Source organism: Halobacillus andaensis, assembly GCF_014636475.1.
GTDB classification, from domain to species: Bacteria; Bacillota; Bacilli; order Bacillales; family Halobacillaceae; genus Halobacillus_A; species Halobacillus_A andaensis.
Genome location: NZ_BMEL01000003.1, coordinates 303,067 through 327,709, shown reverse-complemented (window position 1 = coordinate 327,709; position 24,643 = coordinate 303,067). Strand labels below are relative to the sequence as shown.

Here is a 24,643-nt window from a genome sequence, read left to right as displayed (position 1 = left end):
AAGGTCGTCTTTCCTTAGGGAAAGATGACTTTTTATGTGGAAAAAAGGAAATGGATGCTGCGTGTCGAATCTGATTCATAACGATTTTTATATTGGAAGGAAGAATGTCGTGAAAATTAAAGAATTACATAGAGATGATGTAAAAGTATTTCTTGAATTAACGGATCAAGTGGAGAGGGAAGCAGCCTATATGCTGATGGAACCTGGGGAGCGAAAATCAGGTCATCAGCTCGAAAAGGTAAAAGCTTTTATCAATGACCCTCATTCCACCATTTTAATTGCTGAGGCTGAGAATCAATGGATTGGGTATGCTTTAGCTTTTGGAGGAAAGGCCAATCGCAATCAACATACAATTTCCATCGTTTTAGGCGTTATACAGGATTTTCAAGGGAAGGGAGCAGGCAGCAGCTTATTAAATTCCCTTGAGGAATGGGCGAGAGAAAGAGGGATTCATCGAATTGAATTGACGACAGTGGTAAAAAATACAGCGGCTGTTCATTTGTATAAGAAAAATGGGTATGAAATTGAAGGGTGTAAAAGAGATTCTTTGAAAATGAACAATACGTATGTCGATGAATATTATATGGCTAAGCTTTTATGGGGATAGAGGATTTGGTATGCTTAGTAAAAACAACTGTGACTTTTTAATCAAACTTTCTTTTTAATAAGTAGGACTTTTAAGCATTCCGGACCTTCTTCTCACTTTACATGAATACTATAATAAAGAAAGATCAATTATTTTGTCGACAGGAGGATGCCAATTCAATGGCGAACAGTTTTTACTTAACATCAGATGAAATAAATAAAAAGAAAAAATTTAACATAGCATCACTTGTATTGCTTGGTATTTTCATTGCATTATTTGTCTTATTAGTAAGCGGGTTTTCATTTTGGGGGCTTGGCAGAGTGACTGTCATTCTTATGCTTTTGTTTCCTTTAGGTGGAGTATTTGTAGGATTAAAAGGCAGCGGATGGACGAAATGGCTGCTCGTCCTTCTTCATGCTGGCGCCTTTCTAATGATGACTTATATCATGTTGATCGCATTAGGTATCGCTTAATACGTTTGAGAACTTCCTTTCTATTTTCATAGATTGGGAGTTTTTTTGTTATATATCTGTTTTGTTTGATATATAACAGTGCATTCTTTACAATAAAATGTAACCGCTTTATTTAACGGAAGGGGAGGAAAAAGTATGCATGTCCCATTAGTACTAACAGATTTTTTGGACCGAGCTGTTGAACTTTATGGTAGTAAGCCAGCGATTATTGATGATCACCAGACACTAACTTACGATCAATTAAATGATCGAGTCAATCAATTATCACGTGGTTTACAAGATTTAGGTGTGGAAAAAGGAGATAAAGTTGCTTACTTAGCTCCCAATACAAGTGAAATGCTTGAAGGGTTTTACGGAGTCTTTCAAGTGGGAGGAGTGATGACTCCTTTAAATACACGATTAAAGCCTGAAGATTATAAGTTTATATTAACTCATAGTGAAAGCAAGGTACTATTTGTTGATGAGGAGCTTTATTCTCTAGTGAAGTCCGTTCTGCATGAGATTCCCCAGCTGCAAGAAGTGATTATTCACGGTAATTCTTTTGATGGCCATCTAGCTTATGAGAGTTGGAGGAGCAACTATTCATCGGACGATTTTGACCGTGAGCCGATTGAAGAATCGGATATTGCGAGCCTTTTATATACAAGCGGTACTACAGGCAACCCAAAAGGAGTACTGCTTTCTCACCGATCAAATTATTTACATGCCCTATCTGCGATGCATCATTTGCGAGTTTCTGACCAAGATACATTATTGCATGTTTTGCCGATGTTCCATGTGAACGGATGGGGTTCTCCTTTTTACTACACGTTAAATGGTGCAACTCAAGTGATGCTGCGGAAAGTGGATCCGGAGTTAATTTTACAAAAGGTAAAAGATCACCAGGTTTCTATTATGCATATGGCTCCAACCGTTTTAAATATGTTATTAGAACAATATGAATCTAACCCAATCTCTTTGCCTGAAAAAGGGAGGATTGTGATTGCAGGGTCAGCTCCCCCTCCTGCGTTTGTGAGAAAAGTAGAAGAAGAAATGGACTGGGAGTTTATCCAAGTCTATGGAATGACAGAAATAACGCCGCTTATTACCACTTCCATTTTGCGTTCCATGGAACAAGAATTACCCAAGGAAGAGCAATACCTGCTAAAAGCAAAAACAGGCTATGAAATGGTAGGATCGAAAGTGAGAGTTTTAGATGAATTTGGTAAAGAGGTACCAAGAGACGGGAAATCAATTGGCGAAATTGGTACCCGCTCCAACAATGTGATGGAAGGCTATTATAAAAATCCAGAAGCTACGAATGAAACGATCCGTGACGGGTGGCTGTATACAGGTGACATGGCGATCGTAGACGAAAGAGGGTATATTGAAATTGTCGATCGGAAGAAGGATGTCATTATCAGTGGAGGAGAGAATATTTCTTCGATTGAAGTAGAAGCCGCGTTATACGATCACCCTTCTATTTTAGAGACAGCTGTCATTGCGGTTCCACACGAAAAGTGGGGAGAAACTCCTCATGCTGTGGTTGTTGAAAGGGAAGGGCATTCCTTAACAGAGGAAGAGCTGACAGAATACTGCCGTAATAAATTAGCCCATTTTAAAGTGCCAAAAAGTTTCTCGTTCGTTGAAGAGCTTCCAAAAACAGCTTCTGGAAAAATTCAAAAAGTCCAGTTACGTAAAGAGTTCTGGAAACATGAAGATCGAATGGTGAAGTAGCCCCAACTGTTTGGGGCTTTCTTTATGAGCATCTCCCCAAGTTATCATTAGTAAAGAACAGGGTAAGGGTCCATAACTACATCGTACAGGAGGCAGATGAAAGTGAATAACACCATTATTAATAAGAAGCGGCCAGTAGTCGCGCTGACCGGAGCCACCGGATATATAGGAAATAACTTGCTAGAAAAATTAACGAAATATGCAGATGTTATTGCCTTATCAAGAAACGGAGATCACAAAGAGGATAGTGAACATGTGACATGGCGTTCCTGTGATTTGTATTCGATGGCAGACGCGGAAAAAGGACTTGAAGGTGCCGATATTGCCGTATACCTCGTTCACTCAATGCTGCCCTCCGCTAAACTCACTCAAGGGTCATTTGAAGATATGGATGTCATTCTATCGGATAATTTCGCCCAAGCAGCAAAGAAGCAAGGCGTAAAACAGATCGTTTATTTGAGCGGTATTATACCAAAAGCCAAACGACTGTCTCGTCACCTAAGGAGCCGGCTTGAAGTTGAAAAAATTTTAGGTGCTTATGGTGTGCCGGTTACGACGATTCGGGCAGCACTTATCGTGGGACCTAAAGGCTCATCCTTTCCTATACTTGCTAAACTGGTGAAACGACTGCCGATTATGGCTTTACCAAAATGGACTCGAATAAAAACACATCCGATTGCTTTACCGGACGTGTTAAACGCCCTCAATACGAGTATAGACAACCAAAATTTAAAAGGAAAAGCCATTGATGTAGGTGGTCCCGAGGTCATGACATATAAAGAAATGATGCTTCAAACCGCAGAAGCTATGGGCAAAAACCCACGACTATTTGATGTTCCTTTTATTACCGTGAAGCTTTCAAGGCTGTGGGTCAGTTTAACGACTCAATCCCCTAAAGAAATGGTATATCCATTAATAGAAAGCCTTGTGCATCCGATGACGGCCAGTCCAGAACGGATGGAAAAGGAAGTAAGTGAAGGAACAATGACGTTTAAAGAAGCAGCCGAGTGGTCCCTTAAGGAAGAAGCAGAACAATCGGGATCTTCTAAGAAAAAAAGGAAAACACCACAAGTTCAAAAGGATGTACGATCGGTTCAGCGTATTTGTCTTCCTGAAGGCAAAGATGCGACGTGGGCTGCCAAACATTATGTAGAGTGGCTTGCAGAAAAATTTGCTCCCATGATCCAAACGGAAAGCGATCAGAAAAATAATTATAAGATAAAAACAGCATTAACGGGCCAGCCCCTCTTGAAAATGGGCTATTCTACGGAACGCAGTACAGCAAACCGTACGTTATACTATTTAACAGGCGGCGTATTTTTCGATGCTAGTAAAAATGAACGGGGCCGCTTAGAATTCAGGCAAATTCCTGACTCGCAGGAATGTATCGTAGCGATTCATGATTACATGCCTTCTCTTCCATGGTTCGTTTATAAATATACGCAAGCCAAAGCACATATTTTTGTCATGTATCTGTTCCGTAAACATTTACAAAGTATGATAAAGTCTACTGAAAATAAAAGCAGGATAGTGAGAGGAAATGTAGAAATAACAACATAACAGGGAAGCTCGGTTCAAATAGAGAACCGAGCTGCTTGTTTATGAAAAGAGAGTTTATTCCCTTTAAGGAGAAGAGTAGATGAATTTTCCAAAAAAATTCGTTCACAATGTATTATTGGCTTGTCCAGATAAAGGTCAAGCCTTTCTTGATGAAATTCCTAACTTAATTGCCTACTGTGAGGAAAGGTGGTCATTGAAGATCCATGAGCCCTTTGAGCTGTCTTATAATTTTGTTGCACCTGCTACTCTTACAAGTGGGGAAGAGGTAGTCGTGAAATTATCATTACCTGAAGAGGGTTATGACGATGAACGTAAAGCACTTTTATCTTTGAATCCAAATGGCCGAGTTCAAGTAATAGATGAAGATGTCAGTAGAAGGATTCTTCTTTTAGAAAAAGTACAACCTGGAACTCCTTTATCAGATCTGGAACAAGATCATTCATCGACTCGAATTGCTGCTAAGCTAGTCCGTCAATTAGTAACAAAGGACACGGGGGATGTAACGCTTCCAACGACTAAAAGCAGAGAAAATCAGTTAAGAAAAATCTATGCAAACCACCCTGATGGCATAGGACCGATATCGGAAGGCACATTACAAGAGGCTATAGCTGTTTTTGACTTTTTAAATGAAACCCTACAGTCTCGCTATATCCTTCATGGGGACTTTCATCATTATAATATTTTAAAACGAAGGGATAAGGATTGGCTTGCTATTGATCCAAAAGGGTTAGTAGGAGAAGTGGAGTATGATCTCATCCAATTTTTATTAAATCGATTGCCTGCCCAAAAACGAAAGCAGTGCATCGAAGACCGCATTAAGATTTTTATGGAGGAGCTTAATTTAAACAAAGAAAGACTGTTATTATGGGGATTTTGTCATACTGTTCTTGCTGCTTCGTGGACAGTGGATCCGGTTTCCAATCATTATGACAAAACTTTTCTTTCAGGGGTTGAGATTTTTCGCTCCCTCTATAAAAGTACGTATAATAGAGACATTGGAAAAGGAATTTTTTAAGAAAAGGGGGAGAGACGGTTTATGTTCTATAACCCTATACATAAAAGAAAGTGGCTTATAGTTGGTATTGTTCTTATTGCTTTAAATTTAAGGCCATCGCTTACAGCAGTAGGGCCATTAATCAGTTCTATTCGAGAAGACCTTTCGATAACAAATGGAATAGCAGGAATGCTGACAACTCTTCCTCTCATTGCATTTGCCGTGCTTTCTGCGCTAGCTCCTCGCTTAGGCTTAAAAGTCGGGCAAGGCCAGGCTATTTTTATTGGAATGTTCGTGCTTACGGTTGGCATATTGGTCCGTTCAATTGAATGGGTAACCACTCTTTTCATCGGAACAGCCCTCATTGGTATCGGAGTAGCTATTTGTAACGTACTGCTTCCAAGCCTCGTTAAGCAGCAGTTCCCAGATAAAGTAGGTCTGCTTACCGGCATTTATTCGATTTCCTTAAGCGCATGGGCAGCGGTAGGTTCGGGTATAAGTTTTCCTTTAGCTCAACGTATGTCAAGCGGGTGGCAAGGTTCATTAGGAGTATGGGCTGTGTTGGGAATTATTGCTATGGTAGTATGGATTCCTCAAACGACTATAAAACGTAAGCCCGTTAAAATTCCAAAGATCAATATAAAAAACAGCCCGCTCTTTCGCTCGAAGCTTGCCTGGCAAGTGACGATCTTTATGGGCATGCAATCTTTTATGTTTTATTGTCTGATTACGTGGCTTCCAGAAATAATGCAAAGTCGAGGAATGACCCCTTCTACAGCGGGGTGGATGCTTTCTTTCATGCAAATTGTTGGGCTGCCAGGTACTTTTATAACGCCTGTTTTAGCGGGACGCATCACCAACCAGCGCGGCATCGTGCTCAGCATCGGAATTTTGTATCTAATAGGATTATCAGGTATGTTATTTGGTTCAGGTGTTGTATGGTTAACCCTATGTATTGCGATCATTGGTCTTGCTCAAGGTTCTTCAGTTAGTTTAGCTTTAACATTTTTAAGTTTGCGCGCTTCCACAGCAACCCAGGCTTCTAACTTATCAGGAATGGCTCAATCGATCGGCTACGCGCTGGCTGCTGTAGGACCTATTTTAATTGGAATGCTCTATGACTTTACTCAAACCTGGACACCTGGAATCGTTATTTTTATAGGCATCGTTGTGATCATGGTTAGTGCGGGAATAGGAGCAGGAAGAGATAAATACATCGAAGAGGTTTCCTTGGCTGCCAAATGATTTCACTAATGCATAAGCTATCTCTTTACACTGTGAAGAAAAATAAACGGTAAGCTTATTAAATCTGTCCTCTTCCAAGGGCAGATTTTTTTGAAAAATAGAACTTTTATAAAGTAACGCTTACATAAAGAATCATCGTTTTACTAATATAATGAGCGGGTATCTCCCGGAATGGAATTATTTTTGGACAGTAAAGTGTAACCATTCAGGAGGTAGTCATCATGACTAAAGGAAAAAGTATACATGCTTTAATTATTCTTATGTTTACTCAATTTATTTCAGGTGGAGTAACGAATACGAAAGGTATCGTACTAGATAAGGTAGAAGAAGATATTGGATTGAACATGGACGAGTTCGGGCTGATCGTGTTCATTTTCCAACTAGGGTTCACGTTAGCCAGTGTCATTATTGGTTATTACACGGATAAAAAAGGGCTGCGTGCGATGACAATTGTCGGTTCCATCATAATGGGACTTGGTTTCTTAGGTACAGGGTTGGCACCTAATATTATGTTCTTCTTAGGTTTTTATATGATCGTTGGTTTTGGTTTAGGTTCGTTAGGCGTAGCATCTAATGCCATCGTTCCTGCGGCGTATCCAGATAAGCAGCGACAAATGTTTAACTATGCGATGGGGGTTTATGGTTTAGGGATGGTTTTGTTCCCGCAGTTATTAAACTTCATGTTCCAATTTGCTTCATGGCGCGTGTTTTACATCGGGATTGCCGTGTGTTTAGTGGCTGTAATTATCTATGTAACGTCGGTAGCGTTCCCTTCAGGCAGAGCCGAGCGCATTGATTTGAAGGCTTTTATTCCTATGTTAAAGGATGCACAGTTCGTATTCCTTATGGCATTCCTTATGCTTCAAGTGTCAGCAGAAGTTTCATTTACGAACTTTTTCCCAACCTATTTGAAGTCGCTTGATTTAGGTGGATTATCAACAGCGGAAAAAGACGATATGGTAGCCGCCATCCTTTCATTGTTCTCTGTATTTTTCATGATTGGCCGGCTGGCAGTAGCTTATCTATCCAATTGGATTAATGAACGTATTATTTTGATTACGTTCTCTGCCGGATCTGTTGCAATGGTAGGCATTAGTTTCTTATTTGCGGATAGCTTTCCATACTTGTTTGCGGGTGCTGGTTTGTTCTTCTCCACGCTTTTCCCAACAGCAACGGCTTTTGGTACCCAGCTTTCTAAAACAAGCGGCTCCGCATTAGGTCTAATCTATATTGCATCTGGTATCGGCGGAGGTATAGCAGGTTATATTGTAGGACTGGCTTCGGATCTATTTGGTCAGAAAGGCGGATTTAGTATTGTACTGGTTTTCTTAGTCATGATGCTGATTACTTCTCTATTCTTAAACAGTAAGAAATCGACTCAGGAAGGTTATGCTTCCTCCTAATAAAAAAACTCGAAGAATCTCAGGGATTCTTCGAGTTTTTTAATGTTTAAAGTAAGCATCAATAATCATTTGCAGCGTTTCTGAGGATAGGTTTAGATGTTCAACATTCGTCCCTTTGATAAGCTCTTGTGTATTGTGATCATCAAAGGTAACATTACCAGCTAAATAGACTCGGAAGATGTTAATCATCGCGTTAAGCTGCTGTTCTTCTTCTGTTAAATCCTCCATTTTTGCATGATCGACAAGGTCTAGTTCTTTAAAACTTAATGCGGACTTAAACATATTGAGAATTTCCGTATTTGTCGGAGGATTTGGGTTCGTGATGTTATAGATTTTATTAGGCTCTGCTTTTTGTACGGCTAAACTAAGAATGTCAGCTACATAATCAACGGGAACGAAATTAGATGTCCCTTCTTCGTTGGCGATCACACGATACTTAACGGTATCATCGCCCCGGTTTTTTCGTGCAACCCGTCGTTTGAAGATGTGAAGGGCACGCATAAACCCGTAGAGCGTAAATTCTGAATCAGCTTCACCTGTTTTTGAGTCTCCAACGATGATCGCCGGACGGAAAATAGAGACGTCCATTTCGTCCTTGTAAGAAAAAACTAAGTGCTCCGATTGTACTTTACTCGCTTCATAAGGATTATGGTACTCAGCGTCTAACGGGTAGAGTTCTTCAACTCCTTGACTGCTTTTGCCAACTGTATAAGCGGTACTAATATAGAAAAACTTCTTAACGCCTAATAATTTTGCCAGTTCAAGAGTGTTCTTCGTACCTTCATAATTAATTTCAAATAGTTCATCGCTCAGTTCCACATCGAATTTAACGAGTGCTGCTGAATGATAAAAGCCATCCATTCCCTGGTCTTGAAGCTTTTTAAAGGATTCTTCAGAGAGACCGCAGTAGGGTTCGGTAATATCGCCCTTAATCAGGTGAATTCTGTTTTGTTTTTCTTCAGTAAACTGGCTGATTAAGCGTTGTCCTTTTTCAACGTTTCGTACTAATACATAGACGTGGTGACCCGTATCCTGCATTAAATTACTAATAAGCTTACCACCGAGAAAACCAGTCGATCCTGTTAAAAATAAATTCAAATTCTTCACTCCTGGAGCTGTACTTTAAGAAATTTGCTTCGTAGACTTCACACTTTGATTTCCTTTTAGAAAATCGAGGGTGACCTGATTAAATTCCTTATAGCGCTCAATATTACAAACGTGGCCACATTTTTCAATTAATTTGAAAGTGGCATTAATATCATGCTTTATATCTTTTTTAAGGTTCTTAATGAAAAGATGATCTTCACTGCCGGATACATAAAGCTTAGGAATACTTTTAGCTAGTTTTGGTACCAGGTCATAACTACGGGCAACTTTATTGACCGAATTAAACCAACCAATAAAATCCTCGCGCTTCATTTTTCTAGCTTCTTTAATAAAAATATCTCTTGAAGCCTTATGGTTTGCTCTAGGCATAATAATATGAGCGAAAAGATAGTAAATCCACAAATGCGGAGTAATTGATTTAATCATTCGTCCAACAAATAGGAGAAACTTTGAAAATAAATTAAATCGGGTAATGGCTCCTGAAAGAACGGCACTCGCAATGCGCTCAGGGTGACTCTTCATCATATGGTGAAGAATAATGGAACCAAGAGACACGCCGACAAAATGAGCTCTTTGAATATTTAAATGATCAAGTGTTTTAATCACTTCCTGAGCGGCAAGCTCTTGTGAGAATACCCCTTCATATTTATTCAAACTCGGCGAATTCCCATGTCCTGGTAAATGAATCGTAATCACATTAAAGTGTTCACGGTAATACTTCAACTGTTTATAGAAAATGTTAGAATTCCCGCCCATGCCGTGAAGCAGCACTAAATCTTCTTTGCCACTGACTTTGCTGTATACTTTATATTCTAACACGTGGACCCTCCTGAAATTCGATCTATGATGGTTTCAAAAAATAATCATTTTCATACTTATTTGGACAGATTAGTCTGCCCCTTCTCATAGTAAAGCATAGAAGCTCAAGGTGCTAGCCTTAATGGGCGAATTCTTAATTTTTTTGTGAACTTTGTGAATATAGAGGGGAATTAAGGAGGATTATGGTAATGGAGGGAGGATTTTAATGAGTTTTGGGAAGAAGGGTTAGCCGCGAAAATTTTGATTTGCCCGCGTTTTTAAATAATTAGCCGCGAAAATTAGAAAATGGCCGCGATTTTTTTAGTTTCGCCGCGAAAATCAAAATTTAGCCGCGATTTTACTTTTTAAAGCTTTCGAGACAATAGTATCTATTCTTATCTGCACCTCCCGACTTCAATCCCATCCCCACTAAAATCCTCCTGGCTGTATCAGCTGAAGAAAGCAGCAGCCATTCTCTCAGCTGACGGTTCGTAATTTGCTCTCCGATTAACAGTTCATAATCACGTAAAGCATCCAGGTGAGCCGATTTTGATGTATGACTGCAACGTTGGCAGCACCACCGAGCCGGCAGACGCTTCATTTCTGCAAATCCACACTCAGGGCAAATGACGCCTCGTATTAGTTCATGCTGCTCAATCTTGAATTTCCTTAATACTTTCTTCTTTTGTTCGGGTGGTTGATTCACAATGGCTTTTTCTATAAGCTTCAGATCCCTTCTGCTTAACACGACTTCTAAACAGCTATTCGCAAAATCGCGGACTCGCCACGGTAGATTTTCTACACGAACCACCCGCTTGACTTTAGGATCACTCTTATCTGTAAAATCAATGATTGCTCCTCTGTTTGTAAAAACGACGAGTGCTTCCATTGGCGGCAGCTGAATTCCTTGCTCTAGCAGCCAATTTTTAAAATGGGCGAGCTGCCGATCGGCCTGAGTTAAAGGGCTGGGCATGCCGCTTTCCACTCCGTCCACTATACGAACTAACTGCTGATGATCGAGATCAAATATATTTTTTCCAGCCAAGTTTTTAGCTTCTAATAAAAGGATATATTTTTCATTCAAAAGAAGCGCATCAATTTGGACAACAGAATCATTGAGTAAAGGGAGACGTACATCGTAGTAAATCGAGTGGAATTCATCAGGGGAGAGGTGAGTGAGCCAATATCGCAATGTATCTTCACCATAAGATCCGGCTTCCTGCCTTTTAAGAATAGATTCAATAGCTGTTCGCCCTGAATGATCAACGGACAGCCGCCTAAGCAAGGCTTCTACCTGTTCATGATATATTGTTGCTTGCAAAATAAATGACCTCCTTTTCACAATTATAGCTCAATCGGACAGGACATTTCTGGTAAAATAAGAGAAGAAAGGAGGCAATAGTATGGTATTTGATTTTAACTGGTCATGGAACCTTCCTGAAATTATTCTTCAAATCATTTCCTATGTCCTAATCATCTCTTTGCTACTTATCATTTATAAAAAGCAGTCCGAAAAACCTCACATTGGAAAAGCAGTGCTTGCTGCAATGGTGGGGATTTTTTCTTTTTCCTTTAACTTTCAGTTTCAAGGGTATTCTGTGAGCCTGGCGATCTTGCCTCTGGGCGTTGGCGTCCTTTATTTTTTCATTAAACGAAGGAACGAAGAAAGGTGGCGCGTATATCGCCGTTATGCATGGTTAGGGTTTCTGGCTAACTACGTATTTTTATTAACAGGATTGCTTACACCGCTCGTATTCAACCTTATGTATGATAAAAGTGATCCAGCAACATATTTAGCTCAAACCGATGACGCAGCAGTGCACCTGACTCATGAATCAGCGGACCAAAGAAACTTACATAATGAACGATTAGAAACAGAATTGGAAAATGCTCAGGTTAAAGAGTTTGACAGTATGCGGTGGCACCGGCAAATAGAGGATCAAGAGGAGAAAGAGAGGTTTCCTTATATTTTATCGGGATTCGAGTCTAAATCAGGAAGCGATTTGAATGCGGTCACTTTTGTGGAGAAAGACGGGAAAGGTCTTCTCATTCAAACAGCGGAAGACCAGCTATATGTAAGAACGGAGCAGTCGGTACTAAAGGAGGGCGAATAACATGAAGAAGAAAAAACTTATAATTGTTACCCTCCTGTTATTTGTTGTACTGACCGGTGTATTTATTTTTACATCCAATTCTCCAGGACCGGGCGACCTGCCTGAAAACAGCGCCATTAAAGAGGAAATTGAGTCCACCCTAGGCGGAGTGAAAATAGATGAAATCGTTGATCGTCAGCAAGTCGGGGACGACCACGCTTTTTTTCCTTTTATTACAGATGATGGTCAGCGGGGAATGAGTGTGTGGAAAGTAGAGAACCGGAAATGGACAATAGGGGCTTCGGATAATGGTGGCGAACCATCATTATGGAAAATCGACCCTCAGGACCCTGAGACGTTTTACATCATCTATCATTTAGATCCTGATGATGATGTGGATAAGATCGACTTTTATATGAAAAGGGAACGCAATTACCATGTGACAGGGGAACATCAGAGCTATGTTCCACAAATCATGGCGAAAGAAGAAGTTGATGTAAGTGGGGGTTATGGAGCTCAACCTGCACCTAAGATATGGAAAGAATTGCAAAATCAACTGAATACTTTAGCTCAACCTGATAATAATGGAGCAAATGGCTTGTTCTCAAGCAGCCATCCTAACCCTCATTTGCAAATGTTATATGTTCCGTATGACGATGAAGGGGAATTTAGTAGGCTGGAGCAGACACTAGGAAATCAGTCATTTACGAATGGAGAGCAGATGGATCTTATTATATGGATGGATCCTTTAGAACTGGAAGAAGAACAAATCCAGTAGCTTGATTCCAACACCCCCATATGCTATTTTTAAATTAATGCCACCTCAGCGCAAAACGACTGCGGGAACTTAACCATTCTCTACTGGGGTGGCAGGTTACATAAAAGAGCGAGATTCTACTCATAGAATCTCGCTCTTTTTTTCCAAAAAACACCTTATCATCCCTGTCATTCCAGTGAAAACGCTTCAAAATATAGAGAAAAAAGAAAAAATATATAATTTTCAGAATAAAGGTTGTTATTGGGAAATAACCGTTATAGAATACTCCTTACATTCATTTTTGAGAGGAGGCTCAGCGATGCTTACATTTGTTGCATCCATCTTATTTTTACTAGCAGGTTATTTTATATACGCAAAGGTGGTCGAGCGAATTTTCGGCATTAATGACGAAAATCAAACGCCTGCCTATACACATAACGACGGCTTCGACTACACACCAATGAGCTGGTGGAGAGCGAGTCTGATTCAACTACTCAATATCGCTGGGCTTGGACCGATCTTCGGAGCTGTGATGGGCGCTTTGTATGGTCCGGTAGCTTTTATATGGATCGTCATCGGCTGTATTTTTGCCGGGGCCGTTCATGATTACTTCAGTGGTATGATGTCCGTGCGTCATAAAGGGGCACAGTATCCCACGATTGTCGGGAAGTATTTAGGGAAAAATGTGGCAAAGGTCATTAACTTACTATCGATTGCTTTAATGATTCTTTGTAGCGGCTGCATTTACGGCAGGTCCGGCAGAACTTATGGCTCAAGTGACGCCACTAAGCTTTATCGCAGCACTTATTATCATTTTTGCTTATTTCCTGGTGGCGACGATGCTGCCTGTTCATAAAATCATAGGAAGAATTTATCCATTCTTAGGTGCGGTGCTGATCTTTATGGCTGTATCGATCGGTGTCGGGTTATTTTTCTTTGAAAATCCTGTACCTAACTTAACGGTTAGCAACTTGCACCCAGGAGAACTGCCAATGTGGCCGCTTCTCATGGTCACGATCTCTTGTGGAGCGATCTCAGGGTTCCATAGTACCCAAAGTCCCATTCTTGCACGAACGCTGAAAAAAGAAAGTGAAGGTCGTAAAGTATTTTATGGTGCGATGATTGCTGAAGGGATCATTGCACTAATCTGGGCCGCAGCAGGGATGGCTTTCTTCGGAAGTACAGGAGGATTGCAAGCTGCGCTGGATGCAGGTGGCCCTGCCGGTGTTGTGAACGAAATCAGCTCGACAACACTAGGTACGTTCGGCGGGATCTTGGCTATCCTCGGTGTTATTATTTTGCCGATTACCACAGGGGACACGGCCTTGCGCTCTTCCCGTATGATGCTTAGCGAACTATTGAAAAAGAAAGATACGAGTGAACAAGCTTCACCAAGTAAGTTGAAAAATGGACTAATGGTAGTAGTAGTAGCCACTCCGGCTTTCTATTTATCTACGATTGATTATAACTTCCTCTGGAGATATGTCGGCTGGTCGAACCAGGTTGTCGCGACGGTGATGTTATGGGCAGGAGCCATGTATCTATTGCAACAGAAGAAGTTTCATTGGATCTGCAGCGTTCCCGCGTTGTTTATGACAGCCGTAGTGAGCACGTATATTTTCTATGCGCCTGAAGGGTTTGGATTACCGTATGATGTATCCATGATCATCGGCGGAATCATTTGGCTGGCTGTTCTCGGCTGGTTTATCACTCAGGTAGTAAAAAGTAAATCCGTTAAGAGGAATCGTCCAGTAGTCGCAACAGAAGCTAGTTAATCACAAGCCTGTCTCGTTTTCGAGGCAGGCTATTTTAGTGAAAAAACCTGCCCATCGCGTTCGAAAGGCAGGTTACTGTTCTTCATAATACTTCCAAAAGGCAACGAGGTGGTCGACGTTAAATTTTTCAATAGAATGGACAAGCTGAATACGCAGCTCTTGTTCTAAATCGTCTCGCTCCCATTGGGGCAAGGTTGAACTAAGTTTCTTAATCTTCGGTTCAAACCGTTGAATCACCTCGGCCTTGGCTTGTTCATCGTTTTCCTTCGCCCTCAGTAATAAATCGTACAGTTTATTCTCCATTTTCTTTCTCCTCCTCAATAAGCTCTGCCACACTGTCTTCTAACCGTTGAATGCTTTTATCTAATCGAAATAAAATGAAGGAGGCGATCACGATTGGAAAACCAAAACTTTCTACGGCTTGTACCCATAAATCTAATCCCATGATTGATTCGCTCCTTTTAAAGTTTGTCTTAGCTTTACCATGACTCGCTGATATGTTTTTGATGCGGACTGCTGGGAAATGCCCAGCTGGTCTGCAATCTCTTGAAAGGTAAACATTTCTACTGCATAGGCATGCAAAACAAATTGCTGCCTGGGCGTCAGCTTCTTGATCGCCAAGTATAATGTTTTGCTTTCCAGCGCTTCAAATAAATCTCGTTCCGTTAATTGATTGAGTACATCTTGTTGATCGGAAATAATTTCTACATTCTCTAGAGCGATAAATAGCTGCTGGCTTTTCCTTTTTTTATGATAATCTTTCGCTTGCCGCCATAAAGCGGTATTGACGTAATTCACAAAACGCGCTTCAATTTGATATTGATAAAACAAGTGATTGACGTAGCTGCGGTTTTTAGGCGAAGGCTTTTTTAAGGCAGTCGAAACAGCGGATTGATTCTTAGGTTTTTTCAAAAAAGATTGAAGCGGTTTTTCAAATTCTTTCCTCATTTGCCACCCTCCTTACTAAAGAATAAGGGTTGTTCATTAAAATTCACAACCTACTTACGAACTAGTGTTCGTGTTTTTGTGTAAAAAAATACCCCTTTTAACATGAAGGGGGTATGACTATGATTCGAATTGCTTGTAATAAGCTCTTCGGTATAGAAAAAATTGTGCGCCTGTAAGACCGATAAATAGAGCCGCAGGAATCGGCCATTCAAAAGGTGCATCACGTGCTGTTCGTAATAAATAGTACAATACAACGCTTAATACTCCAGTTAGTACTGGATAGACGTAAACTTGCCACTTTCTCATAGATAATCTCCTTTAATCTTATGTTTCGTTAGTTTACAATAAATGTATATTACCGCAATCGGAGGTTCGTTGATGAAGAACAATTTTGTGCTGCTTGATTTAATTTTTTATGTTGTTTTCCCGCTAGCGATCTGGAACCTCACCCGCGATGACATCGGCGATTACTATGCCATGCTGTTATCTTCTGTTCCTGGCATTATCTATACGATTTTTCGATTTATAGCCTTGAAAAAGGTCAATGTGTTCGGGCTCTATATCATTGCTACGCTGGTCGCAGGAACGCTCGTCGATGTTCTCTCGGGAAACGCCATCCGTCTATTGTGGAACAACGTCATTTATTCCTACGTCGTAGCTGGGACCTTTTTATTTACAATCATAATTAAGAAACCGATTGCTCTCTATTTTGGACTAGACTTCGTTGAACTTCAAGGGCATGATCGAACGTTTAGCAAGCGTTTATTTTACCAAAAGAAAATTTATCGGATTTTTGCATGGATTGTCGTTGGCTTTGCCTTGCAAGATATAATATTGGCTACACTCAAAGCCTGGCTCATTTCAGCATACGGGGTAGAGGCATTTGATAAAGGCATTATTATTCGTCAGGTGATTAATTGGGGGCTGACGTTTATTATTATGGGTGGATTTTTTTACATAGGAAAGGTTATTAACGAATCCCCGGAGTTAATGGAAAAGGTGAAAAGAGAATTGGAGGAGGAGGAATTAAGCAGCTGAAGTCTAGAGATTTACTTCAAATGCAAAATCCAGCAGAGCCCCCACTCTGCTGGATTTGTTAAAAATTATTCTTCTATTAAACGATCATCAAATGCGTCATCCGGATTAATCGTTTCTCCGCGGTCGCGAATATCACGTAAGTAGTCGGCAAATAGTTCACGCTGGAAGTCAGGATCTGAATCCCATTCGACTTCACCGAATGTGTAATATCCGTCTCCAGAGCCTGTAGACAAGAAGTTGTTTGTTACAACAGAGAATGTCTCGTCATTCGACTCGCCTTCCGTGTAAACTGGTGTTCCATCCCAAAGTTCAATGGAAGATACTCGCTCTCCATCAGCTTGAGAAGGATCATACACAACGTTCATCCCGGAAAACTGAATTTGCATGAAGTTCGAATCATCTTCTGCTGGACCTTCTAGTATTTCTTTAATTTGTTCGCCTGTCATGTCGGCTGTTACGTTGTAGTTATCAAATGGCAATACTTCAAAGACGTCTCCATACGTAATTTCACCTGCGCTTATATTATTACGGATTCCTCCACTATTTTGGAAAGCAATATCCGTATCAGCTCTTTCACGCATAGCGTCTGTAATCATATTCCCTAATTGGCTGACACCAAGGTCGCCATACATGCGATCACGTGTAATCGGTCCTTCTGTAGTAGAAACAACTTCGCTTGTAATTTCTTCGACTTCGCCTTGATAGTATTCTACGATCTCGCGAACACTCTCATCCTCGCCTGCTAAGTGTGAATAGGTTTCTAGCATACCTACTTCAGAATCATAGATTTCCTTGGAATCACGATCGACAAAGAATTGAATGTGGCCAATTGCATTTGTATATTCATCTGCTTCAACTACAGGTATATCATTGATATGTCCGGCTACACGTTCATGTGAATGACCGCCGACAAGGGCGTCGAGTCCGCCATTTTCAGCACCGGCCAAGTCAGCTAGCTCACCCATAATTTCGTCTGTCGTTTCCTCATGCCATCCAGGCAGGTGGGACGTAACCATCACCATATCAGCGCCTTGCTCTTTAAGTTCAGCGGTTAGTTCTTCAGCAATCGGAGCTGGTGTAGGGAATTCTAATCCTTCTACGTGTGTAGAAAGTGTCGTTTCTGGTGTTTCCGTCGTAGCAAAACCAATAATCCCTAGCTTGTAGCCGTCAATTTCAACCATTGTATAAGGCTCTGCCCATTCAGGACGTTCGCCTGTTTCTTCTTCAAAAATATTAGCACCTAGAATCGGGTAGTTTGCATCTTCCAGACGGTCTTGTAAAACATCGACGCCCCAATCAAATTCATGGTTGCCAATAGCACCAGCATCATAACCAATATCATTTAGCGTTTCAATGGTAGACAATCCGTCGAAGGAGTTAGAGATCAGGGTCCCCTGCATCGTATCGCCGCCATCTACAACGACCGTACCTTCTTCATTTACAGAACGAAAATCTTCGATGATTCCACCGACTAAAGCCATCCCGCCTTGTTCATATTCTGTGTCCTGTTCTATGTTTCCGTGAATATCGTTCGTTGATAGAATATCAATGACATCAAATACGAGCGGCTTGAAAGATTCAGCTACTTCTTCACGAGACATTGGCTCAGTAGGATTGAATTCATCCTCAAAGGAAATATCAAATGCCCCGGCAAGAGTCGCGTAGGCCACGTAAGGCTTCGCTTCTGCAGGGATCGAATCTGTATCATTAAAGTTGTTTAAAACCTCTAAATCAACATCTGGTTTTTCTCCATCATTCATAGCCAGTGTAAATACTTTCGCCATATCTACTTTTGTAATTGGTTCGTTAGGGTTCGCACCTTTGCCTTTATTTGATGAATCAGAGAAAAAAATATCTTTAGGATTCAACCCATCCATTTCATCTGCGCGCTCCAACATCTTCTTAACTTCATTTCTGGTAATCTCGTCATTATTATGTACTTTACCATTACCTTTTTCCTGCATGATCTCTTGATCGATCATTAATTCTGTGGCGCTCATGTTCACGGCATCAAAATTTGTATCCGCTTGTACCGAATCGGCTTGATAAAGCGAAAAAGCCATGACAGGAGCTGCGAGCACGGTTAAGAATTGTCTCTTTTTCATGGATTGCTCTCCCCTTAATTTGTAGTAGTAAACCGTCTTCAATGTAACAAAATGTTTACAAATTAGAAATCAACCAATCTATCTAATTTTTTTATACATTGGCAGGTATATTTGGATATTATGTCTAATTATGTAATTAGGACTATTTTATTCAAGATTGGTATTTTTCTGAATGCTTTACTATTTGAATGTTGTGATAATTTGCCTGGAAAACTTATGAAGTAGGTCTATTAATCTATAAAATAAGAAAGGGTGTGCGACTTGAGTCTCAAATCTACTATTTATAAAATCCTGCGACTTTGGAATGATGTAGATTCAGTACGTAAGGGGAAGGTAGGGAAGAGAGTGGGACGGAGAGCAGCAGGGAAAGCAGCAGGGAAGACGATCAGGAAAATTTTTAAATGAATATGTTAAGTTAAATCTTCGGTGGTTAGGTCTATTGGTATGGTTCTATCATCATAATTAAGCCGCCTCCAATTTATGAAGGCGGCTGCTATTTTTTATGGTGTGAGTTCCTTTTCCAGCTCGTGTTCTTTTACGTAAGCTTTAGGAAGTAACGTATTTTGAAAATCAAATTCTTCTAACTTTATTCCTTTTTTCACTTTATGAGGAAGGTCAGGGTTTGCTAAGGCACCTGTCCCGATAGAAATTAAGTCAGCCTCATTGTTGTTTAATACGGTTTCTGCTTTCTCCGGGTCTCCGAGCTGACCATTAGCAATAACAGGCAGATGACTAAATTCTTTTGCCGCTTGCGCTAGTGTACGAGTTTCTTCTCCGAATGAAGGTTGAGCGCCATCGGCATCAGTAACGTGTATATAGTCCAGGGAGGTTACGCCCAGCTTCGTGAAGATTTGTTCAGCCTCTTTTTCGCCTCCAGCCCATTTGTGCTCACCATCAGCTACTTTTGCTTGGGAAATTCTAATCCCCACAATATACTCATTTCCCACGACCTCACGTACGTCCTCTATAAGTTCAACAATAAGACGTAAACGGTTATCAACAGAACCTCCATATTGATCGTCACGCTGATTCAAATAATCGGTAAGGAACTGATCAAGCAAGTATCCATTGGCTCCGTGCAATTCAACACCATCAAATCCAGCCTCTTTAGCACGCAGGCAGCTTTGAACAAAGGCTTCTTTTGTTTGATTAATATCTTCTTCTGTCATCGCTCGAGGTTGAGGAAAGGATCCTTCTCCTCCGTAAAATTCCAACTGTTCGCCTTTTGGGGCTACAGCTGATGGGGCGATTGTTTCATTTGTATAAGGGTTTCCTTGACTCTGACCGCCGGCATGCATAATTTGGGCGATGAACAATGCTCCGTTATCTTGTACAGCGTCTACGACTGGTTTCCAAGACTCTGTGTGACTTCCATTCGCTAGTCCCGGCTGGTTGTAATACCCTTGACTGTTCTTATCGTCCGGGTAGATTCCTTCAGAAATAACAGTACTAAACCCTCCCTTAGCATAACGTTCATAATACTTTTTCATCGTAACGTTCGCACGTCCATCATCTTCAGCGCTGATCCTCGTCATCGGCGCAACGACGAAGCGATTGTCTATCGTCTTATCTTTAAAATTAAATGTGGAATATAGTTGATGATAATTCACGGTATAACCTCCTGAATGTATTTCTTATCAATATCCTATCTGTCTAAAATCTCACATTCAAGATAAATGCTTGGATGCTATTCTAGACCCCTGTCTTATCCTTACCCGTTTTTTAAAGAAATAAAAAGAAACCCGCCTGTTTGTGATATTGACAATGAGGGAATGTTTTCAGTACTTTCAATAAAGGAGGATAAAAATGGCAGCATTAAAAGCGTTATTTCTGAATGCTTCATTAAAGAATTCGGATGAACCATCTAATACTGAAGGATTGGCCCAGGAGGTCATAGAGCACTATTCAAAAGAAGGGATCAAGAGTGAAGTCATACGACTTGCCGATTATCAAATTCCTTATGGGATTGAAAAAGATATGGGCGATGGGGATGAGTGGCCAAAGATATTCGATAAAGTAAAAGAAGCCGATATTGTTATTTTTTCCTCACCAATTTGGCTTGGAGAAAAAAGCAGCCTTGCTACTGTAGCAATGGAACGCTTGAATGGCAGCAGCGGGGAAACGAATGAGAAAGGGCAGGCGATTTATTATAATAAAGTAGCTGGAGTCGTCATAACAGGGAATGAAGACGGGGCGAAGCATGTAGCTTCTTCCTTGTTATATGGTCTTTCCCATTTAGGGTTTGTCATTCCGCCTAATGCGGATGCTTATTGGGTAGGGGAAGCAGGACCAGGGCCATCCTATCTGGAAGAAGGCGGTCAGGAAAATGAGTTTACGAAAAAGCATGTAGAGATGCTGGCGTATAACACGATGCACTTAGCTAAAATCTTCAAAGAGCATCCTATTCCTGCTCAAGGAAATGTTGTAGAGGACTAAATAGAAAAACGGACGTCAGTTAGTGTATAGACGTCCGTTTTAGTTTATATTCAATCGCTTGATAATCTTTTTCGTGACGGGTGAACAATGCAAGTTCTCGCAGCTCTTCTAAATAATACCTTCGATCCAAATCATAAACATAGTGTTGAAACGTGTGTTCTGTAATATTTCGAGCAAATGCCCATAACGTTTCATGCTTATTTTCTGAAACAGCTTGAGCAAGCATGGTTAATACAGCGATGAGCTCTGTCAAAATGGTATGATTGTTTTGAGCGGCGTTTCGAATGGAACTAAACCCCTTATGCAGGTAGTACTCGAAATCTTCTCGAGGGACAATGATCCTCGTCTGTTCATTTTCGTCGAGCAAGTAAGGACTAAAGGCTACGTTCTTGTCGATTGCAACAAGTAGATCAGAAATATGATGAATCGTCGAAAGCGCCGTTTGAGGATCCGAATTACCAACAGCTTTCACAGCGATTTCGCTTAATTTCATAATTCCCATTTTCATTTCTTGAATTTCTGTTTTTTTATGTCCGACTTCGATCATGTGAGCATACGTTTCTGGATTTATTTTGTTTTGTCCGGGCCCCCAATAAGTAAACAACAGGTTGTCTTTTAAACTGAAATCTCCAATCTTTTTATGCAATTCAATAATAATGTCGTCTTTCTTGGCTTGATCGATCATTTCTTTAAAATAAATCATTTGAATATAGCCCGCTTCCGTGATTGAAAAAGATTTCTTCTTCTTCCGAAATTCCTCCATAAGGTCTCCAGATTCTTGTCTGCTGCATTGCCCTATTCCATACTTTCTTGAATACTCGATCGTTTCTCTTGAAGTATTTTTCATGGCATACGTAAAATTATGAACTTGCATCCAGCTTGCAGCATGATTGATGAAAAAGATAAACGTCGTAATGGTTAAGGCTGCCAGGAAAACGGCCATAACAGGGATGGCGGAATAAAATTCATTCTCGTTATTTGTAAGAAATAAAAAGATAAATAGTACGTAAATAAAGCTTCCGTGGAAGATTCCTAAAAGATGCTGTGTCGTCTTATCAGCAATAAAGTTAAACATCATCCTTGGTGAAAATTGATCACTAAAGTTGGTGAGCACAACCAAAAGTGAGTTCAATGTAAATGCACTAAGTGTTAATATCCCTCCAATTAAGGCGCTGACTAATATTTGAGTAGCATCGCCCCCTGAGGTAAACCAGGGGTGAACGTACTGAGAAATGTTTAAACGAAGATCCAGCACAATAGTTAACACAACAATCAAGATTGAAGCTGCCATATATAAAAGCGGCATCGACCATAGAGTCATTTGCAATTCGTATTTTCTTTGCCGGTGAGACATTTGAAAGTATTTTCTCATCGCTAAAGGAATGATCGTCATCCTTCTTTTTTTCATGGAATGGTCCTCCTTTTTGGATGCTTGCTTTAATGGTGATTCCCCCGTTAGCTATAAAAGTAACCATTACATATCCGTTACAGACATTGTTTGAACTTTTCTTAATAAAGGAAAGTAATCAATTAGAACGGCAAGCTATATAGGAAGGGAGAATAGCCATGAAAAAAATTCCTCGGGACCAACGCTTAGATCAAAGTATTAATGTCTTACGGCAAGGGTATCGATTTTTACCAAAGCGATTCGAACGGCTACATACGGATATCTTTCAGACTACTTTACTTGCTGAAAAAGTCATATGTGTTACCGGTGAGGAAGGGGCCAGGTTGTTTTATGATAAAGAAAAGTTTCAACGGAAAGGAGCTCTTCCTAAACGAATTGAGAAATCATTGTTTGGTGAAAATGCGATTCAAGGAATGGATGGGCATCCGCATGAACACCGAAAACTTTTGTTTATGTCATTAATGACTCCAGACCATTTAGAGAGACTTAGTAACATTACAACGGCGCAGTGGAGAAAGAAAGCTTATGAATGGACACCTGATGGAGAAATTATACTTTTTGAAGAAGCGAAAGAAGTGTTGTGTAGAGCAGCGTGTGAATGGGCTGGAATCCCATTGGAAGAAAATGAAGTTACGGAAAGAGCGGAACAGTTATGGTCTATGATTGATGCATTTGGAGCTGTAGGACCTAGACATTGGAAAGGGAGGAAGGCTCGTGCAGAATCAGAAAAGTGGATGAAAAAGAAAATCCTGGATGTGCGCGAGCAGCGCTTGCAGGCTCCCGGAGATTCAGCTTTATACCAAATGGCTTCCCACAAAGATATAGAAGGAAACCCTTTAGATCCCCAAATTGCGGCTGTCGAACTTTTAAATGTGATTAGACCTACGGTGGCTGTAGCGACTTATGTGGCATTTGGTGCATTAGCTTTACATGATGATGAAGAGCAAGAAGGGAAAGTAAGAGAAGCTGAATCACCCTACATTGAAATGTTTACTCAGGAAATTAGAAGGTTGTTTCCGTTCGTCCCTTTTTTAGGGGCGCGAGTCCGACGGGATTTTATTTGGAATGGGTTCCATTTTAAAAAGGGACGTTTAGTGCTGCTTGATATTCATGGGACTGATCATGATTCCCGGTTATGGGAAGACCCTCACAAATTTAAGCCTGAACGGTTTCAAGAGTGGAAGGGAGGACTCTTTGATCTCATTCCTCAGGGAGGAGGGGAGCATTACACAGGACATCGTTGTCCTGGAGAATGGATTACGATTGAAACCATTAAATCAAGCATGAGATTCTTAACGAATGATTTAGAATACGATGTTCCTTCACAGGATTTAAGTTATAGTCTAACGAGAATGCCATCCTTACCAAAGAGTGGTGTAGTTTTAACAAACGTAAGAATAAAACCTTAATGGCGCTCGCATAGAGGTGGGAAATTGCGAAAGACTAATACTCACCTTAGCTTCTTGTTGAAAGAAAGAAGGAATATCATGACGAGCCTATTAGTTAAAGTGTTTGCCTTGCCAAGCTTATTAGTATTGGCGATGTACTTCTTGGATAGTGTACAGTATGGAGCGATCTGGCAGCCTCTTCTTGTTGCCTTTGTCCTTATAGTAGTGGGAGTACCTATGGAAAAGAAATGGGTACGCGAAGGTAATCTTTGGGCCAGTGTACTAATGGATGTGATCAGTGCGTTCTTCATTATATGGGGATTGTCGAACATGTTTGGAACGGCAGCAGTAACGTTTACAGGGGCTTTCATTTTATCTATTATTATTGGTTTCTGTGAATACTTTCTTCATAAGCATATACTGAAAATCGATGAACCTAAAGCAGCGATGGAATAGAATAAGGCCGGGACATAAGTAAAGCAGTGAGGTCAAAAAAAGAACGGTCGTATAAACGAGGTCACTGAAAAAGTCTTTTCTAATCTAAAAGAGCTGTTAAAGTTTGTAGTTAATCTCACGAATCGCTAGTCGGTGGATGCTTGCCGCGGGCACGGCCTCAGCTGACTTGGTCAAGAAGTTCACTTGACCAAGTGGATCTTCGGCTCGCGCTCTTCCCTCGACGCACCGGACGTGCTAGTGTCGATGTTGGCCACAGGACGTGGCCGGTTTTAATCGACCAGGCGTCACCACCGAACGCTCATCGTGGCATCAACAGAGATCAATCGAAAAACCCGTCCGTATGTTACAAGGTACGAT

General features: G+C 40.7%; 23 protein-coding genes and 1 pseudogene. 14 read left to right on the top strand and 10 right to left on the bottom strand.

Annotated elements, in window-relative coordinates:
- The first annotated feature begins 109 nt into the window (after positions 1 to 109).
- From IEV27_RS12995 to IEV27_RS12965, 7 genes are all read left to right on the top strand, one after another.
- Positions 110 to 607, top strand: a complete 498-nt coding sequence (locus IEV27_RS12995; RefSeq protein WP_229735306.1) for a GNAT family N-acetyltransferase — start codon at positions 110 to 112, stop codon at positions 605 to 607.
- Between the two features lie 158 nt (positions 608 to 765).
- Positions 766 to 1,059: a hypothetical protein gene (locus tag IEV27_RS12990; protein WP_188377922.1), complete on the top strand. Its 294-nt coding sequence runs from the start codon at positions 766 to 768 to the stop codon at positions 1,057 to 1,059.
- 135 nt (positions 1,060 to 1,194) lie between these two features.
- A complete protein-coding gene (locus tag IEV27_RS12985) occupies positions 1,195 to 2,775 on the top strand; it encodes a long-chain-fatty-acid--CoA ligase (RefSeq protein ID WP_188377921.1) in 1,581 nt (526 codons plus the stop codon).
- A gap of 102 nt (positions 2,776 to 2,877) precedes the next feature.
- Positions 2,878 to 4,335: an NAD(P)H-binding protein gene (locus IEV27_RS12980; protein WP_373868101.1), complete on the top strand. Its 1,458-nt coding sequence runs from the start codon at positions 2,878 to 2,880 to the stop codon at positions 4,333 to 4,335.
- Between the two features lie 79 nt (positions 4,336 to 4,414).
- Complete coding sequence (locus tag IEV27_RS12975; RefSeq protein WP_188377919.1) at positions 4,415 to 5,350, top strand: aminoglycoside phosphotransferase family protein; 936 nt, start codon at positions 4,415 to 4,417, stop codon at positions 5,348 to 5,350.
- Positions 5,351 to 5,371: 21 nt separating this feature from the next.
- On the top strand, positions 5,372 to 6,574 hold the full coding sequence (locus IEV27_RS12970; RefSeq protein WP_188377918.1) for a CynX/NimT family MFS transporter: 1,203 nt from the start codon (positions 5,372 to 5,374) through the stop codon (positions 6,572 to 6,574).
- Between the two features lie 221 nt (positions 6,575 to 6,795).
- Positions 6,796 to 7,977: an MFS transporter gene (locus tag IEV27_RS12965; protein WP_188377917.1), complete on the top strand. Its 1,182-nt coding sequence runs from the start codon at positions 6,796 to 6,798 to the stop codon at positions 7,975 to 7,977.
- Positions 7,978 to 8,016: 39 nt separating this feature from the next.
- Here the strand turns inward: IEV27_RS12965 and IEV27_RS12960 are convergent, their stop codons facing one another.
- From IEV27_RS12960 to IEV27_RS12950, 3 genes are all read right to left on the bottom strand, one after another.
- Positions 8,017 to 9,075, bottom strand: coding sequence for an SDR family oxidoreductase (locus IEV27_RS12960; RefSeq protein ID WP_188377916.1), 1,059 nt, complete (start codon positions 9,073 to 9,075; stop codon positions 8,017 to 8,019).
- A 24-nt stretch (positions 9,076 to 9,099) separates the two neighbouring features.
- A complete protein-coding gene (locus tag IEV27_RS12955) occupies positions 9,100 to 9,903 on the bottom strand; it encodes an alpha/beta fold hydrolase (protein WP_229735298.1) in 804 nt (267 codons plus the stop codon).
- Between the two features lie 337 nt (positions 9,904 to 10,240).
- Entirely contained in the window at positions 10,241 to 11,203 is a 963-nt protein-coding gene (locus IEV27_RS12950; protein ID WP_188377915.1) for a nuclease-related domain-containing protein, read from the bottom strand.
- A gap of 82 nt (positions 11,204 to 11,285) precedes the next feature.
- Between IEV27_RS12950 and IEV27_RS12945 the strand changes: the two genes are divergently transcribed.
- The 3 genes and pseudogenes from IEV27_RS12945 to IEV27_RS12935 all read left to right on the top strand — a co-directional run bounded on the left by IEV27_RS12945 (position 11,286) and on the right by IEV27_RS12935 (position 14,507).
- The gene (locus IEV27_RS12945; RefSeq protein WP_188377914.1) at positions 11,286 to 11,996 is read left to right on the top strand and encodes a hypothetical protein; all 711 of its coding nucleotides are present in this window, start codon (positions 11,286 to 11,288) and stop codon (positions 11,994 to 11,996) included.
- 1 nt (position 11,997) lies between these two features.
- The gene (locus IEV27_RS12940) at positions 11,998 to 12,753 is read left to right on the top strand and encodes a hypothetical protein (protein WP_188377913.1); all 756 of its coding nucleotides are present in this window, start codon (positions 11,998 to 12,000) and stop codon (positions 12,751 to 12,753) included.
- Between the two features lie 298 nt (positions 12,754 to 13,051).
- Positions 13,052 to 14,507 (top strand): annotated as a pseudogene (locus IEV27_RS12935) (carbon starvation CstA family protein).
- Between the two features lie 72 nt (positions 14,508 to 14,579).
- On the opposite strand, the gene IEV27_RS12930 reads toward IEV27_RS12935, so the two are convergent.
- The 4 genes from IEV27_RS12930 to IEV27_RS12915 all read right to left on the bottom strand — a co-directional run bounded on the left by IEV27_RS12930 (position 14,580) and on the right by IEV27_RS12915 (position 15,761).
- On the bottom strand, positions 14,580 to 14,810 hold the full coding sequence (locus tag IEV27_RS12930) for a helix-turn-helix domain-containing protein (protein WP_188377912.1): 231 nt from the start codon (positions 14,808 to 14,810) through the stop codon (positions 14,580 to 14,582).
- Positions 14,800 to 14,952, bottom strand: coding sequence for a YvrJ family protein (locus IEV27_RS12925; RefSeq protein ID WP_188377911.1), 153 nt, complete (start codon positions 14,950 to 14,952; stop codon positions 14,800 to 14,802). Before IEV27_RS12925 ends, IEV27_RS12930 begins: the two co-directional genes overlap by 11 nt.
- Positions 14,943 to 15,455: an RNA polymerase sigma factor gene (locus tag IEV27_RS12920; protein ID WP_188377910.1), complete on the bottom strand. Its 513-nt coding sequence runs from the start codon at positions 15,453 to 15,455 to the stop codon at positions 14,943 to 14,945. Before IEV27_RS12920 ends, IEV27_RS12925 begins: the two co-directional genes overlap by 10 nt.
- Positions 15,456 to 15,572: 117 nt before the next feature.
- On the bottom strand, positions 15,573 to 15,761 hold the full coding sequence (locus IEV27_RS12915) for a hypothetical protein (protein WP_188377909.1): 189 nt from the start codon (positions 15,759 to 15,761) through the stop codon (positions 15,573 to 15,575).
- 72 nt (positions 15,762 to 15,833) lie between these two features.
- Here IEV27_RS12915 and IEV27_RS12910 point away from each other — a divergent pair, with 72 nt between their 5' ends.
- Positions 15,834 to 16,493: a VC0807 family protein gene (locus IEV27_RS12910; protein ID WP_188377908.1), complete on the top strand. Its 660-nt coding sequence runs from the start codon at positions 15,834 to 15,836 to the stop codon at positions 16,491 to 16,493.
- Between the two features lie 65 nt (positions 16,494 to 16,558).
- Here the strand turns inward: IEV27_RS12910 and IEV27_RS12905 are convergent, their stop codons facing one another.
- Together IEV27_RS12905 and IEV27_RS12900 are read right to left on the bottom strand one after the other, a co-directional pair.
- Positions 16,559 to 18,598 (bottom strand): bifunctional metallophosphatase/5'-nucleotidase, encoded by a 2,040-nt coding sequence (locus tag IEV27_RS12905; RefSeq protein WP_188377907.1) that lies wholly within the window; start codon positions 18,596 to 18,598, stop codon positions 16,559 to 16,561.
- A gap of 500 nt (positions 18,599 to 19,098) precedes the next feature.
- A complete protein-coding gene (locus tag IEV27_RS12900) occupies positions 19,099 to 20,208 on the bottom strand; it encodes an oxidoreductase (protein WP_188377906.1) in 1,110 nt (369 codons plus the stop codon).
- A 196-nt stretch (positions 20,209 to 20,404) separates the two neighbouring features.
- Here IEV27_RS12900 and IEV27_RS12895 point away from each other — a divergent pair, with 196 nt between their 5' ends.
- Positions 20,405 to 21,034: a flavodoxin family protein gene (locus tag IEV27_RS12895; RefSeq protein ID WP_188377905.1), complete on the top strand. Its 630-nt coding sequence runs from the start codon at positions 20,405 to 20,407 to the stop codon at positions 21,032 to 21,034.
- Between the two features lie 19 nt (positions 21,035 to 21,053).
- Here IEV27_RS12895 and IEV27_RS12890 read toward each other — a convergent pair whose 3' ends face one another.
- Positions 21,054 to 22,442: a DUF2254 domain-containing protein gene (locus IEV27_RS12890; RefSeq protein WP_188377904.1), complete on the bottom strand. Its 1,389-nt coding sequence runs from the start codon at positions 22,440 to 22,442 to the stop codon at positions 21,054 to 21,056.
- A gap of 158 nt (positions 22,443 to 22,600) precedes the next feature.
- Between IEV27_RS12890 and cypC the strand changes: the two genes are divergently transcribed.
- Both cypC and IEV27_RS12880 read left to right on the top strand, forming a co-directional pair.
- A complete protein-coding gene (gene cypC, locus IEV27_RS12885; RefSeq protein ID WP_188377903.1) occupies positions 22,601 to 23,851 on the top strand; it encodes a CYP152 family fatty-acid peroxygenase CypC in 1,251 nt (416 codons plus the stop codon).
- A gap of 78 nt (positions 23,852 to 23,929) precedes the next feature.
- Positions 23,930 to 24,286 carry a hypothetical protein gene (locus IEV27_RS12880; RefSeq protein ID WP_188377902.1) on the top strand — a complete coding sequence of 119 codons (357 nt, stop codon included), beginning with the start codon at positions 23,930 to 23,932 and terminating at the stop codon, positions 24,284 to 24,286.
- The last annotated feature ends 357 nt before the right edge of the window (positions 24,287 to 24,643 follow it).